The 14537-nt window shown below is 74.0% G+C and carries 13 protein-coding genes; 4 read left to right on the top strand and 9 right to left on the bottom strand.

Going from position 1 to position 14537, the window contains the following annotated elements:
* Positions 1-76: 76 nt before the first annotated feature.
* The 3 genes from NH602_RS18620 to NH602_RS18610 all read right to left on the bottom strand — a co-directional run bounded on the left by NH602_RS18620 (position 77) and on the right by NH602_RS18610 (position 3345).
* Positions 77-1243: a hypothetical protein gene (locus tag NH602_RS18620; protein ID WP_073577021.1), complete on the bottom strand. Its 1167-nt coding sequence runs from the start codon at positions 1241-1243 to the stop codon at positions 77-79.
* Between the two features lie 13 nt (positions 1244-1256).
* Positions 1257-2252 (bottom strand): ester cyclase, encoded by a 996-nt coding sequence (locus NH602_RS18615; protein ID WP_073577022.1) that lies wholly within the window; start codon positions 2250-2252, stop codon positions 1257-1259.
* Positions 2253-2349: 97 nt separating this feature from the next.
* Entirely contained in the window at positions 2350-3345 is a 996-nt protein-coding gene (locus NH602_RS18610) for a LacI family DNA-binding transcriptional regulator (protein ID WP_073577023.1), read from the bottom strand.
* A 125-nt stretch (positions 3346-3470) separates the two neighbouring features.
* On the opposite strand from NH602_RS18610, the gene hisD (NH602_RS18605) reads away from it, so the two are divergent.
* Genes hisD (NH602_RS18605) through NH602_RS18595 form a run of 3 tightly spaced genes read left to right on the top strand, consistent with a single transcriptional unit; the run spans position 3471 to position 6285 of the window.
* Positions 3471-4802 carry a histidinol dehydrogenase gene (gene hisD, locus NH602_RS18605; protein WP_073577024.1) on the top strand — a complete coding sequence of 444 codons (1332 nt, stop codon included), beginning with the start codon at positions 3471-3473 and terminating at the stop codon, positions 4800-4802.
* Complete coding sequence (locus NH602_RS18600) at positions 4799-5560, top strand: SDR family NAD(P)-dependent oxidoreductase (protein WP_073577025.1); 762 nt, start codon at positions 4799-4801, stop codon at positions 5558-5560. The genes hisD (NH602_RS18605) and NH602_RS18600 overlap by 4 nt, the downstream gene beginning before the upstream one ends.
* Positions 5557-6285, top strand: coding sequence for an HpcH/HpaI aldolase/citrate lyase family protein (locus NH602_RS18595; protein ID WP_073577026.1), 729 nt, complete (start codon positions 5557-5559; stop codon positions 6283-6285). Before NH602_RS18600 ends, NH602_RS18595 begins: the two co-directional genes overlap by 4 nt.
* A 406-nt stretch (positions 6286-6691) precedes the next feature.
* Here the strand turns inward: NH602_RS18595 and NH602_RS18590 are convergent, their stop codons facing one another.
* Genes NH602_RS18590 through NH602_RS18565 form a run of 6 tightly spaced genes read right to left on the bottom strand, consistent with a single transcriptional unit; the run spans position 6692 to position 13241 of the window.
* On the bottom strand, positions 6692-7399 hold the full coding sequence (locus NH602_RS18590) for an alpha/beta fold hydrolase (protein ID WP_253068456.1): 708 nt from the start codon (positions 7397-7399) through the stop codon (positions 6692-6694).
* A 3-nt stretch (positions 7400-7402) separates the two neighbouring features.
* Entirely contained in the window at positions 7403-8299 is an 897-nt protein-coding gene (locus NH602_RS18585; protein ID WP_062402604.1) for a carbohydrate ABC transporter permease, read from the bottom strand.
* Positions 8296-9162 (bottom strand): carbohydrate ABC transporter permease, encoded by an 867-nt coding sequence (locus tag NH602_RS18580; protein WP_073577027.1) that lies wholly within the window; start codon positions 9160-9162, stop codon positions 8296-8298. Before NH602_RS18580 ends, NH602_RS18585 begins: the two co-directional genes overlap by 4 nt.
* A gap of 39 nt (positions 9163-9201) precedes the next feature.
* Positions 9202-10542: an ABC transporter substrate-binding protein gene (locus NH602_RS18575; protein ID WP_253068455.1), complete on the bottom strand. Its 1341-nt coding sequence runs from the start codon at positions 10540-10542 to the stop codon at positions 9202-9204.
* 6 nt (positions 10543-10548) lie between these two features.
* Complete coding sequence (gene hisD, locus NH602_RS18570) at positions 10549-11868, bottom strand: histidinol dehydrogenase (RefSeq protein ID WP_179760260.1); 1320 nt, start codon at positions 11866-11868, stop codon at positions 10549-10551.
* A gap of 59 nt (positions 11869-11927) precedes the next feature.
* The gene (locus NH602_RS18565; protein WP_073577030.1) at positions 11928-13241 is read right to left on the bottom strand and encodes an ABC transporter substrate-binding protein; all 1314 of its coding nucleotides are present in this window, start codon (positions 13239-13241) and stop codon (positions 11928-11930) included.
* Positions 13242-13347: 106 nt separating this feature from the next.
* Between NH602_RS18565 and NH602_RS18560 the strand changes: the two genes are divergently transcribed.
* Positions 13348-14328, top strand: coding sequence for an NlpC/P60 family protein (locus tag NH602_RS18560; protein WP_253068454.1), 981 nt, complete (start codon positions 13348-13350; stop codon positions 14326-14328).
* Positions 14329-14537: the final 209 nt, after the last annotated feature.

Genomic DNA, 14537 nt, shown 5'->3' with positions numbered 1-14537 from the left:
GGCGGCACCCGGCACCACCGGTCCGGGCGCCGCCCCCGTCGGCCCCGTGGGTCCCGTCCCCGGCATCGGCCCGGCCTCAGTCGTCCTCGGCCGCGAAGGCCAGCACCGCGGCCGGTGCGAGGTAGCCGTCGGCGTCGAGCACCCGGCCCCGGTCCCGGGCACCGGCCACGACCTCGCGCGCCCACTCGTGCCGGACCCGGCCGTCGCCACCGGTGACGACCAGCAGCTCACCGGTGCCGGGGGTGGCGGTCCGGCCGCCGTCGGCGTCGAGCGCCGTCATCGACCGCCAGGCACCGGGCGGCACCGACAGGGTGTCCCGCGGGCCGAGCTCGACGGTGCGCGCGTCCTCGCCGGTGTTGAGGGTGACCGCCCAGTGGCCGGCCTTCACCGTCAGCACCTGGGTCGCGTCGTGCCGGTGGGTGAGCACGCCGTCCCCGGGCAGGGCACGCAGCCACGCCAGCGCGAACCCGTGCGGGTCGAGCAGCCGCGGTGCCGCGGCCCGGCTCTCCGCGGTGCCCCAGCCGATGACCGGGGCGAGCTCGGCGCCACCGCCGGGCAGCCGCGAGCACAAATAGGGCTCGGCCACCCACGGCCGGTCGGCGACGTGCACGACCCGGCTGCGGAACTGCTCGGGGGTGTAGACGTCGAGCCGGTCGATCTCGGCCTGCTCCATCGGCCGGATCAGCGCGACGTCGTCGGGCAGCGGGTCCCCGGCGACGGTGTCGATGAGCCGGTTGTCCGCCGTGAGGTGCAGGCCGTGACCGGCCGCCTCGGTCAGGACCGTGGGGCCCCAGATGATGCCGCCGGTGTCGTCGCGGCCCAGGACCGTGAGCAGGATGCCGTCGTCGTCGCCGACGTTGGTGAAGCCGCGGAAGATCCACGGCGGGACGGAGACGACGTCGCCGTCGACGCTGCGGTAGCCGCCCTGGGTGCCGTCGGGTCCCCACCGCAGCTGGTAGTCGCCGTCGAAGTTGATGAAGACCTCGGCGGTGAAGTGCAGGTGCAGGCTGTTCGTGGTGCCGTGCGGCATACCCGCCGCACCGAGGTTGAAGCCGTGCGGCTCGCGGAGGTTGACGTGCTGGGACGCGTTCTGCGTGACCCCGGGGCCGATGAAGGAGTAGTTGTCCTTCCGGTCCGAGCCGGGGGTGCGGCAGTCGATGAACGCGGCCTTGCACGGGACCCAGTCCGCGTGCCGGACGGTGCGGCGGGCGAGCTCGTCCGCGCTGACCACCGTGTCGTGCATGTCGGTGCTCCGGTCAGTAGATGTTGGTGTCGGTGAACGCCTCGGTCCGGCCGGCGTCGATCTGCGCACGCAGCGCGATCTCGTCGAACACCCGGACCTCCTTGACGATGCGGCCGTCCTGGACCAGGAACTGCGAGACGCCGAGCAGCTCCACCTCGCCCCCGGTGAGCGGACCGAACGCCGGTGTCCCGCGGTAGGTCCCGCGCATCACCCAGGTCACCGCGATCCGCAGGCCGGCGTAGCGCTCGGCGTGGTTCGTCTGGACGTCGCGGACCTCGAACCGGGCGTCGGGGAACGGTGCGACGAGCGCGAGCAGGTCGCGCTGGTAGCCGTCCGGACGCACGACGGTCTGGTCCCCGACGGTGTGCAGGAACAGGTCACGGTGCATGTAGTCGGTGACCTTCTGGTAGCGCCGGGAGTTCCAGACCTCGTCGAGGAACTCCAGCACCATCTCGCACTCGGGCCGGAAGTCGTCCGGCCGCGGCCCGCTGTCGCCGACGGCGAGCACGTCCTTCGGCGGCTCCTCGGTCATCGAGCCCTGGTAGCCGCGGAAACGCTGCCCCCGGGCCGCCTCGGCCGGGTCGATGCCCCGCTGCAGGCACTCGGCGAGCTCGTCGCGGACCACCCACTCCTCGACCATGCGGCCGCGGCGGTAGAGGCAGTTGGCGATGGTGCGCTTGCGGATCCGCTTCACGACGCCGTCGACGAGGATCTCGTCGGCCGAGAAGACCAGGTGCGAGCTCAGGAACGCGTCGTCGCCGCGGGCCTCCCAGACCACGTCCTCGGCCTGACCGACGTGCTGCGGGGTGCCCGCGATGCGCATCAGGCTGCCCTCGATCACCCCGTCGCGGCCGATCACGGTGCCGAGCCCGCCGTGGACGATCGAGTCCGGCTCGTAGTTGTCGACGATGTAGGACACGTCCCGCTGGACCCAGATCCGGTCGGTCACCTCGCGGATGAAGTCGTCCGGGTCGTTGTAGGGCTCGTACGCGACCGGGTCGAGCGTCATGGTGGTCCTTCCTCGTCGATTCCGTGCACCTCGCACTGTATGCGTATGCACAACCGACGGGCAAGGGTCCCGCGGGGATTTCCGGCGACGGGAGCGGCTACGCCCGGGGCGCGGCCACGGTGGCACGGGCGACGTAGTGCGTCGGATACACGACGTGCCGCGGCGCGGCCCCGGGGTCGGTCAGCCGGGCGACGACCAGCCGCGCGGACTCCCGGGCGACCTCGTCGAGGTCGTAGGCGACGGTGCTGAGCCGGACCAGGGCCCAGCGTGAGGTGGGCAGGTCGTCGAAGCCGACCACCGAGGTGTGACCGGGCACCGGGACGCCGGCCTCGGCGGCCGCGTCGAGCGCCCCGAGCGCGACGACGTCGTTGCCGCACAGCAGCAGGGTCGGACCACCGGCCCGCTCGTGCAGCGTACGGAACCCCTCGCGACCGGTCGCGAAGTCGAACGGACCGTGCAGGACGTCGCGCTGGGCGAGCGCCAGCCCGTGCTCGTCGAGCACCGTGCGGACGACCTGCTCGCGCAGCTCACCGGTACTGGTGTTGCGCGGCCCGAAGATGGCCCCGATCCGGGTGTGCCCCAGGCGGACGGCCTCCGCGACCACCTCGCGCACGCCCTGCTCGGGGTCGACGGTCACCGCATCGGCGGCCACGCTGGGCGCGGTCCGGTTCAGGTAGACGAACGGCACGCCGCGGTCGCGCAGCCGGGCGGGCTGGATGGAGTCCACCGTCGTCGTCGACAGCACCACCCCGGCCAGGCCGTGCGCGGCGACCCGCTCGGGCAGCGGCGCGGTCCCGGCCGACTCGGTGATCAGCACGAGCTCGTGGCCGAGGGCCTCCAGCTCGTGGTGCAGCGGGCCGATCATGTTCGCGTAGAACTGGTTCTCCAGGTCGGCGACGACCAGCCCGATCCGGTTCGAGCGACCCACCGACAGCGCGCGCCCGATCGCGTTGGTCGAGTAGCCCAGCGCCAGGGCCGCCTCACGGACCCTGCGTTTGGTCGCCTCGGAGACCCGGGGGTGATCGGTGAGCGCGCGCGACACCGTCGGCTGCGAGACCCCGGCGAGCCTCGCCACGTCGCGACTGGTGACCATGTCCGCCCTTCCCCCGACCGCGCGTCGAGCCTAGTGCGCCCCGGGACACACCCTTGACAGCGGCGCGTCACCGCCGTTCACTGCGGAGCCGTAGCGCATACGTATGTTATGCCAGGGAGGACGGAATGTCGCAGGAACTGAAGAGCGCGACGGGGTCGGCCCCGCGCCGCAGCGACGAGGGCGTCGCCGCACGGGTGCGGGCGATCGTGGACGGCGTGCGGACGCGCGGCGACGCGGCGGTGCGGGAGTACGCGGACCGGTTCGACGGCCGCGCGCCGGAGCGCCTGACCCCCGCGCGGGTCGACGAGCTGGTCGCGTCGCTGCCGCAGCAGGTCGTCGACGACATCCGGTTCGTGCAGGACCAGGTCCGGAACTTCGCGCGGGTCCAGCGGGAGTCCCTGCACGACGTCGAGGTCGAGACGCTGCCCGGGGTGGTCCTCGGGCACCGGCACGTGCCGGTCGGCTCGGCGGGCGCGTACGTACCCGGCGGGCGGTACCCGCTGACCGCCTCGGCGCACATGACGATCGTGACCGCGAAGGCCGCGGGGGTGCCGCACGTGGTCGCGGCCACGCCTCCGATCCGCGGCGAGGTCCCGGCGGCGACGGTGGCGGCGATGCACCTGGCCGGCGCCGACGAGATCCACGTCCTCGGCGGGGTCCAGGCCGTCGCGGCGATGGCGCTGGGCACCGGGTCGGTCTCCCCGGTCGACATGCTGGCCGGTCCGGGCAACGCCTATGTCGCGGAGGCGAAGCGGCAGCTCTTCGGCGAGGTCGGCATCGACCTGTTCGCCGGCCCCACCGAGATCCTCGTCGTCGCCGACGGGACCGCGGACCCGCTGACCGTCGCCGTCGACCTGCTGTCACAGGCCGAGCACGGCCCGGACTCCCCCGCCGTGCTCGTCACGACCTCCGAGACGCTGGGCCGGGCCGTGCTCGACCTGGTCGGGCGGCTGCTGCCGGGCCTGCCCACGAACGACCTGGCCGGGCCCGCGTGGCACGACCACGGCCGGATCGTCGTGTGCGACGACGCCGACGAGATGTGGCGGGTCGCCGACGACCTCGCCGCCGAGCACGTCCAGGTCCTCACCGCCGAGCCCCGCGACGCCCTGGAGCGGATGCGCAACTACGGTGCGCTGTTCCTCGGGGAGAACACCTGCGTGTCCTACGGAGACAAGGTGATCGGGACGAACCACGTGCTCCCGACGCTCGGTGCCGCGCGCTACACGGGCGGGCTGTGGGTCGGGAAGTACCTCAAGACCTGCACCTACCAGGAGGTCCGCGACCCCGCGACGAGCGCCGAGCTCGGCCGGGTGTGCGGGCGCGCGTCGCGGGTGGAGCTGTTCGAGGGGCACGCCCGCTCCGGGGACCTGCGGGCCTGGCGGCACGGTGGGGACCGCATCGACTGGCTGGACGAGATCGCGCCGCTCGGGAGCCCGGCACCGGTGGCCGGGTCGTGAGCACGCCGGTCACGGGACGCACCGCGCTGGTGACCGGCGGCGGCAGCGGGCTGGGTGCGGCGATCGCGTCGCACCTGGCCCGTGCCGGGGCGCGGGTCGTGCTGGCCGGGCGGCGTGCCGACGCCCTCACCGCGACCGCGGCCCGGATCGGGCCCGCCGCCCGGGCCGAGGTGTGCGACGTCGCCGACCCGGACTCCGTCGCGGACCTGGCGGTCCGGCTCGCCGACGAGGAGGTCTCGATCGTCGTCAACAACGCCGGGATCGCCGGTCCGGTGGCCCCGCTGGTCGAGGTGAGCCCGCAGGAGTGGGACGAGGTGTTCGCGGTCAACGTGCGCGGCACCTACCTGGTGTGCCGGGCGTTCCTGCCGCCGATGCTCGACCGCGGGGACGGCGACGTGGTCAACGTGGCCTCGGTGTCGGGGAAGCGGCCGCTGGCCCGGCGCACGCCCTACTGCGCGTCGAAGACCGCGGTGCTCGGCCTGACCTCGACGCTCGCGTTCGAGGCGGGCCCGGCCGGGGTGCGGGTCAACGCGCTGTCCCCCGGCCCCGTCGAGGGCGACCGGATGGACCGGAACTTCGCGCTGGAGGCGCAGCGGACCGGCACCGACGTCGCCGCGGCGCGTGCGGCGTTCGTCGGGCGGGCCGCGCTCGGCCGGATGATCACCGCCGACGAGGTGGGCGCGGCCGTCGTCGCGATGCTCGCCATGCCGGGGCTGTCCGGCGCCGACGTCGACCTGTCCGCCGGGATGATCGCGTGAGGGCGCGGGTCGCCGCCGGGGAGCGGCTCGCCGGGGCGCTGGTGCGGATGCCCTGCGAGGAGATCGTGGAGATGCTCGCCGTCGCCGGTCTGGACTTCGTACTGATCGACTGCGAGCACGGGCCGGCCGACGTGTCGATGCTGCGCGCCCACATCGCGTTCGCCGACGCGCACGGCCTGCCGGTGCTCGTCCGCCCCGGGGAGGACGAGCACCACCTCGCCCAGCGGGCGCTCGACCAGGGCGCCCGCGGGATCGTCGCCCCGCACGTGGAGGACGCCGCACAGGCCACGGCACTGGTGCGGGCGCTGCGCTACCCCCCACACGGCACACGGGGGTTCGCGACCTACCCGCGGGCGGGGAGGTTCGGCAGTGTCACCGCCGAGGAGCATCGCGCGGCGGCCGAGGACGTGCTGGTCGTGGCGATGCTGGAGTCGCCCGGCGCCCTCGCGCGCGCCGGGGAGATCGTCGGCGTGGACGGGATCGACGGCTGGCTCGTCGGCGTCGCGGACCTGGGTGCGTCCCGCACGGGCACCGACCCGTCCGTCGCCGGGATGCTGGAGTCGGTGCGCGCCGACCCGGCGGTCCGGGACGCCGTACGGGCCGACCTGGCGGGTTCGGCGGACGCGGCCGCGGCGTCGTTCGCGGGTGGCGCGCAGCTGGTGGTCTACAACCTGGCCGCGGTCATGATGGCGTCGTTCCGGGAGCTGGCCGCGGCGACGGGGTGAGCGCCGCCGCCGGAACCGGCGGCTCCGACAGTGATCACCACGAGCGAGGGTGCCGGTGCCACGAACGGCACCGGCACCCTCGCTCGTGTCGATCGTGCGCCCGGCCCGATCGGCGCCGGGCCCGGCGCCGGGCGCGGGCGGCCCGACCGCGCGACGCCCCGGAGCCGGCGCTCGGCACGTCCCCTGCCCCGGGGGCACATCCCCTGCCGCCGGGCACCTCGGCTCCCCCGCGTGCCGACGGCCGCGCGGTGATCCGCGGTGTGCGCGCAGAGCCGGCCCTCGCGCGCGTCCCGACACGCGCGAACAGCCGATCACCGCGCGGGCTTCGGATCAGCGGGTCCCGAGCCCGGTCCGCGCCGTGATCACGAGTTCGCGTGCAGTGCCTGCCCCATCACTGCCGGCCCGATCACTGCCCGCCCATCTCCCGAGCCCGCTCCCGGGCGTGCACCGTGGCCGTCCACCCGGCCACCAGTGTCGCCACGGTGTCCGGGGCCTCGACCGGGAGCAGGTGACCGGCGCCCGGCAGCACGTGCAGCCGGGCGTCCGGCACCAGCCCGGCGATCTCGGTGTGTCGCTCGACCGGGCACAGCCGGTCGAGCGCACCGGCCAGCACCAGGGTCGGCACCGCGACGGCGGGCAGGGCTGGGCGCTCGTCGACGCGGGTGCCCTGCAGCCGCAGCTGGGCCGCGAGGCGCCGCTCCCCCGTCTCGTCGGCCATCCGCAGGGCGGTGGCATCGAACGACCGGTCGTACAGCAGCAGCTCCAGGGGCTGCAGGGCGCGGGCGGGGGCGCCGTCGTCGAGCCGCGTGAGCGCCGCGTCCCAGCCGGCGCGCTGTTCGGGGGTCGGCGGGCGGGCGTTGGTCGCCATCAGGCACAGCCCGGCGACCCGGTCCGGAGCCCGCCGGGTCAGCGCCATCGCGACGATGCCCCCCAGGCTGAGCCCGGCGAGGGCGAACCGGGCGGGCAGCGCGTCGAGCAGCGCCTCGACCTGGTCGTCGAGGGTCGGCCGGTCGAGGACCGGGTGCAGCGCCCCGGCCCCCGCCGGGCCCCACAGCCGGGCCGAGCAGTTCATGCCCGGCAGCAGGACCAGCGGCGGGGACGGGACGGCGGGCACCGCTCAGCCCTTGACCGAGCCCGCGCCCAGACCGGCGACGAGGTAGCGCTGGGCGATGAACGCGAACCCGATCACCGGCAGCGTCAGCAGGATCGCGGCGGCGCCGGCCTGCTGCAGCATCGGCAGGGTCTGCCCGAGCTGGGTGGCGATGAAGACCGGGACGGTGCGGGCGACGACGTCGGTGAGCACGTTCGCCGTCAGGTACTCCTGGAACGCGAACAGGAACATGAAGATCCCGGCGGTGAGGATGCCGGGGCCCATCAGCGGCACCATCACCCGCCACAGGATCTGGAAGCGGCTGCAACCGTCGAGCATCGCGGCCTCGTCGAGCTCCTTGGGGATCTCGGCGAAGAAGTTGCGCAGCAGCCAGATCGAGAACGGCTGGTTGATCGCCACGAGTGCCGCGGCGACGGCGAAGGTCGTGTCGTAGATCCCCAGCGAACGCGACAGCTCGTACATCGGCAGCACCACGGCGAACCGGGGCAGCGCGCGGAAGATCAGCGCCGCGATGAGCAGCGCGACCGACACCCAGCCCGGGTAGCGCGACAGCGCGTACGCGGCGGGGATGCCGATCAGCAGCGCGATCACCGTGCTGATCAGCGCGACGACCAGGGTGTTGAGCAGGTACCGGTAGAACTCGGTCGTCTGCCAGAGGTCGACGAACGCGGTGAAGGTGGGCTCCCAGGTGAACACCGGCGGATCGAGGAAGGCGACGTCGGTCGGCTTGGTGACCGACATGGCCGTCCACAGCACCGGGCTCAGCATCACCCAGCAGATCACCAGCAGCAGGCCGCCGACCAGGACGGTCCGCCCGCGTGGGCGGCGGCGGGCCGGGGCGGGGCCGGTGTCGTCGGACGGGCCGGGGGTGGTGGCCGGCGGGGCGGTCTGCACGCTGCTCACTGGCGGGCCTCCTTGGCCATGTCCCGGATGAACGGGGAGAGCAACAGCACGATCAGGACGATGAGCAGCACGTTGATCGCGCTGCCGAGCCCCAGCTGCTGGCCGCCGTCCTGGAAGGCGATGTTGTAGATGTAGAGCATGATCGACTCGTTGCCGATCTGCGGTGCCTGCGGCGAGAGCGGGACGAGTTGGTCGAACGTCCGCAGCACGTCCATGATCGAGATGATCGAGACGAAGGTGAGGACGCCCCGGATGCTCGGCACGATCACGTGCCAGTGCACCCGCCAGCCGGTGGCGCCGTCGATCCGGGCGGCCTCGACGATCTCCCCCGGGACGCCCTGCAGCCCGGCGAGGATCACCAGCATGGCGAACGGCAGCATGAACCAGACCGTGTTGAGACCGATCATCACCCGGTTCGCCCACGGCTCGGTGAACCAGAGGATCTCGGCCCCGGTGAGCTCGGTGATCAGGTAGTTGACGACGCCGCCGAAGTTGGAGTCGAACAGCCAGGAGAACATCGTCGCGCCGACGACGTTGGGCACGACGTAGGACACCAGGAGCACGCCGAGCACCCAGGGGCGGGACCGGCCGAGCCCGTTGACCAGCACGGCGAGCAGGTAGCCCCCGACCAGCAGGACGGCGACGACGGCGACGGTCAGGCCGACGGTGAACAGCACCGCCCGCCCGAGCCGGGGGTCGGACAGGGCCTGGGTGTAGTTGTCCAGGCCGAGGAAGGTGCCGGGTTCGCCGTAGTTGACCCGCTGCAGGCTCCACTCCACGGTCTTGTAGAGCGGGAACAGCAGCAGGCCGAGCATCACCAGCAGGCTCGGGGAGACCAGTCCCAGGAACTCGCGCCTGCGCATGGTCGCCTCACCTCGCTCTCGTGGGTGGTGGGAAGGGGGTCAGCGCCGGTACTCGGCGACGATCGCGGTCGCGATCTCCTGCATCTGCCGCTGGCCGTCCGGGATCGTCGTCCGGCCGGCCAGCACGTCGGCGACGACCGGGCGGGTCTCGTTGCTGATCCGCGACGTCCACGGGTAGGGCTCCGGTGGGGAGGCCCTGCCGATCGACTCCAGCTGGGCCCGCGCGAACGGGCTGCTGTCCGGGGTCACCATGCCCTCCCGGGCCGGGAACGCGCCGGGCACCGCGGCCCTCGACGACTCCGGCCCGACCGAGGCGGCGACGAGGTGGAACAGCAGGTCCCTGTCGACATCGGTGTTCTGCGGGATCGCCCAGCCGTCGACCGACAGCGTGTTGTAGAGCACGTCGCCGCCGGCCACCGACGGCGGCGGGGCGAACGCGAAGTCCGCGGCGAACCGGCTGTTGTCCACCTCGGTGAGGTCCTTCATCCGGCCGCTGAACATGATCGCGATCGCGGCAGAGCCGTTGTACATCTGCTGCTGCACCGCGGGCTGGGCGAACGTCGTCACCTGCGGGTCCATGTAGGGCACGAGCGAGCGCAGCTGCTCGAACGCCTCCGCAGCCTGCGGGGTGTCGAAGTTCGGGCGGCCGGTGTGCCGGTCCACGTAGTCGGTGCCCAGCGAGCCCAGCGCGGCGTCGTAGGCGGTGGCGAGGTCCGAGCTCGCCAGCAGCGGCAGCGCCAGCGGGTAGCGGATACCGCCGTCGCGCTGGATGCGCTCGGAGACCTGCCGCAGCTCGGCGAAGGTGCGCGGCGGCGTCAGCCCGAGCCGGTCGAAGACGTCGCGGCGGTAGGCCATGACGAACATCTGGGCCTGCATCGGGATGCCGTAGAGGGTGCCGTCGTAGGACATCGCCTCGCGCATCGCCGGGTTGAGCCGGTCCAGGTCGAACTGCGCGCCGTAGCGGGCCACCAGGTCGTCGAGCGGGTGGAGCTTGCCGGTCGAGGCCTGCTGCGGGACCACGAAGCCGTAGGTCTCGAGGATGTCGTAGGTGCCGAAGCGGCCGGCCAGCGTCGCGATCGTCTTCTGGGCCTGACCCGCGTAGTCGATCGGCTCGTGGTGCAGCGTGACCCCGTCGCGCGAGCAGCTGCGCACCATCGAGTTGGTGAACGGGTCGATCGCCGAGGAGTTGTAGGCCAGGACGTTCACGTCCACCGGCGACGGTGGCGGTGGGAAGTCGCACGGGACGAGCGTGGCGGTGGCGGCGGGGGTCCGCGACCCGGCGCCGCATCCGGCCAGCAGCAGCACCACGGCGAGCCCCAGCGCCACCACGAGCGGGCGGCTGCCACGGCCCGCCGACCCACCTCCGACATACATACGCATGCGCGATCAGTCCCGGAGTGCGTCGAGCCGGATGCGGGCGCTGTCGCGGTGCCCGACGAGCTGCTCGAAGTCGGACACGGTCACGGTCGGCTCGGCCTGGGCGCGGGTCGCCTCGCGGGTCGCCCGCTGGTAGGTCAGCTGCTTGAGGAAGCCGGCCACCGACAGTCCGCCGGTGTAGCGCGCGCCCCGGGTCGTCGGCAGCACGTGGTTGGTGCCGGACATGCCCTTGTCGGCGTAGGCCACCGTCGAGTGCGGACCGAGGAACAGCGATCCGTAGTTGCGCAGCCGGCCCAGCCACCAGTCGAGGTCCTCGGCGATCACCTCGAGGTGCTCCGGAGCGAGGGTGTCCATGACCCGGGCGACCGCTTCCCGGTCCGGGGCGAGGTACACCGTGCCGTGGTCGCGCCAGGCGGCCCCGGCGATCTCGGCGGTCGCGAGGCCCGCGAGCTGCTTCTCGATCTCCCGCGGGACCTCCTCGGCCAGCCGCTCGGAGGTCGTGGCCAGCGACGCCGGGGAGGTCGGCCCGTGCTCGGCCTGGGCCAGCAGGTCCGCGGCGACGGTCGCGGCGTCGGCGGTGTCGTCGGCGATCACGGCGACCTCCGACGGCCCGGCCAGCACGTCGATGCCCACCTGCCCGTAGAGCTGGCGCTTGGCCTCGGCCACGTAGGCGTTGCCGGCGCCGACGATCATGTCCGAGGGCGTCCCGTCGAGCAGCCCGAACGCCATGGCCGCGAGCGCCTGCACACCGCCGACGGCGTAGACCGCGTCGGCACCGCTGATGTGCGCCGCGTAGAGCACGGCCGGGTGCGGGCGGCCGTCGCGCGAGGGCGGGGTGGCCGCGACGATGTTCGGCACGCCCGCGACCCCGGCCACGCCGACGGTCATGAACGCGCCGGCCAGCAGCGGGAACCGGCCCGCGGGGAGGTAGGCACCGACGTTCTGCACGGGGACCAGACGCTGTCCGCACACGACCCCGGGCAGCACCTCGGACTCGAAGTCCTGCAGCCGCGCCCGCTGCATCCCGGCGAACCGGCGGGTCCGGTCGGCGCCCGCGTCGAGCGCCGAACGCAGGTCCGCGGGCAGCTCGTCCCCGGCCCGGGCGAGCTCGGCGGGACCGACGAGCAGGTCGGAGCCGGTGAACCCGTCGAGGTCACGGGCGTAGCGCAGCACCGCGTCCATCCCGCCTGCGGAGATGGTGCGCAGCATCTCCGAGACGGTGGCGACCACGGCCGGGTCGCGCAGGTCTGCGCTGTCGGCGACGGCCGGCGCCTTCGCCACGGTGACGGGTGAGCCGATCCGCCGCATGTCCGCTTCAGTGAGGTGCATACGCATACACTAGAAGTCGCGGGCCGGACCTGACAAGGGCCGGACGACGTCCGGGCGGCTCAGCCCACCTCCCGGTACTCGGCGACGATCGCCGTCGCGATGTCCTGCATCCGCTGCTGCCCCTGCTCCACGGGGACCCGCCCGGCCAGCACGTCGGCCACCACCGGCCGCGTCGCGACCGAGATGCGCGAGGTCCACGGGAACGGCTCGGGCGGCGGGGCCTTCCCCAGCGCCTCCAGCTGCGCCGGCGCGAACGGGCTGCTGGCCGGCGTCACGCTGCCCAGCCGCGACGGGAACGCCGCCGGGACCGCCGCGCGCGCCGACTCCGGCCCCACCGACGCGGCCAGGAACCGGAACAGCAGGTCCGGGTCGACCTCGGTGTTGGCCGGGATCGCCCAGCCGTCGACCGACAGCGAGTTGTAGAGCACGTCGCCACCGGCGACCGACGGCGGCGGGGCGAACGCGAACTCCCGGGAGAAGCGGCTGTTGCGCTCCTGGACCAGGTCGAACATCCGGCCGCTGTACATGATCGCGATCGCGGCCGAGCCGTTGTACATCTGCTGCTGCACCGCGGGCTGGGCGAACGTCGTCACCTGCGGGTCCATGAACGGCAGCAGCGACCGCAGCTCGGTGAACGCCCGCGCCGCCGCCGGGGTCGTGAAGTTCGGGCGGCCGGTGTCGCGGTCGACGTAGTCGGTGCCGAGCGAGCCGAGGGCGGCGTCGTAGGCGGTGGCGATGTCGGCGCTCGCGAGCAGCGGCAGCGCCAGCGGGTAGCGGATCCCGCCGTCGCGCTGCACCCGGGCCGCGACCTCGCGCAGCTCGGCGAAGGTCCGGGGTGGGGCCAGGCCGAGCCGGTCGAACACGTCGCGGCGGTAGACGAGCGTGAACGGCTGGGCCATGGTCGGCAGCCCGTAGAGCTTCCCGTCGTAGGACAGCGCCGCCAGCATCTCCGGGCTCAGCCGGTCCAGGCCGTACTCCTCGCGGTACCGGGCGACGAGGTCGTCGAGCGGGCGCAGCTTCCCGGTCGAGGCGAACTGCGGCACGACCAGCCCGTAGGTCTCGACGATGTCGTAGGTGCCGTAGCGCCCGGACAGCGTCGCGATGGTCTTCTGGGTCTGCCCGGCGAAGTCGATCGGCTCGTGGCGCAGCGTCACGCCGTCCCGCGAGCAGCTGCGGACCATCGTGTTCGTGAACGGGTCGACGGCCGAGGAGTTGTAGGCCAGCACCCGCACGTCGAGGCCCTGCGCGGGCGGCGGGAACCCGCACGGCACGAGTGTCGCCGTCGCGGCCGGGGTGCGTGAGCCCGCGCCGCAGCCGGCCAGGAGCAGGGCCAGCACCGTCACGACGGCCGCGGTGATCCGGTGGGGGCGCACCGCACCATGAGAACCCACCCGTGTGGGCGGGGCCACTCCACCCGTCGTGGTGACCCGGCGGTGTGGCTGCTTGCCCCGGCCCATCCGGCTGTCGAGAGTCCCCGCCGTGCCCCGTGTCCTGTCCGTCCTGTTCGCCGCGGTGCTCGGCTGCGCCGTCCTGCCCGCGGTCGCCCTGCCCGCGGCCGCCGACGGACCGGGGCGCACGTTCGTCGCCGTGTCGGTCGCGACCATGTGGACCTCACCGGACAGCCCGCGCCCGCGGGACCGGGCCGCCGTCGCCGCCCCGGCCGACCCGGCCGCGTGGATGGGGTCGATGAGCAGCGCGGACCGCCGCGAGCTCACCACCGCCTCGCGGACCCAGACCCAGGCGCTCCTCGGCGCCCCGGTGACCGTGACCGAGCGCCGCGACGGGTGGGCGCGGGTCGTCGTGCCCGGCCAGCCGTCGGGCAAGGACGGCCGCGGCTACCCCGGCTGGGTCCCCGCGGCCCAGCTCGTCGACGACCCCGCGTTCGGTGCGCTCGCCGCGGGGGCGCCCACCGGCACCGTCGACGGCGTCGCGACGGCCTGGCTGTACCGCGACCCGGCACGCACCGAGCGGCTGCGCGAGGTCAGCGTCGGCACCCGGCTGCCGGTCGTCGGCGAGGCGGGCGACGCGGTCCGGGTCGCGCTGCCCGGCGGCGACCAGGCGTGGCTGGCGGCGGGTGAGCTGCGCGGAGGGGCCCCGCCCTCCCCGACCGGAGAGGGTCTGGTCACGACGGCGCGGCTGTTCCTGGACCGCCCCTACCTGTGGGGCGGGCGTTCCGGGTTCGGCCCGGACTGCTCGGGGTTGACCGGGCTGTCCTACGCCCTGCACGGGATCACCGTCGGGCGGGACGCCTCCGACCAGTCCCGCGGCGGGCGCCCGGTCGACGACCCCGCCGACCTGCGTCCCGGTGACCTGCTGTTCTGGAACTCCCCGGCGACGCACGTCGCGATGTACGCCGGCGACGGCACGATGATCGAGGCCTTCGACGCGGCCACCCCCGTCCGGGTGACCCCGGTGCGGTTCGACGCGACCTACTCCGGCGCCCGCCGGTACCTGCCGTGACCTGAACACCTGACGAGGTGTGACCGCCGCCCCGGCGGGTCCCCCCACCGGTCGCGGATGCCTACAGTGTCCGGCGTGCCGTCGCCGACCACCCGTACCCGCGCCGACGCCTGCCCCGGCGTCGTCTCGCCGCACGCGGCGGCGGACGGGGCCCTGGCGCGGGTCCGGCTGCCCGGCGGGACGGTCACCGCGGCGGCGCTGCGTGCGGT

The sequence above is a fragment of the Pseudonocardia sp. McavD-2-B genome, from assembly GCF_024124365.1.
Taxonomy (GTDB): Bacteria; Actinomycetota; Actinomycetes; order Mycobacteriales; family Pseudonocardiaceae; genus Pseudonocardia; species Pseudonocardia alni.
Note: the sequence above shows the minus strand (reverse complement) of the source record. Positions and strands in the feature narration are given on the sequence as shown.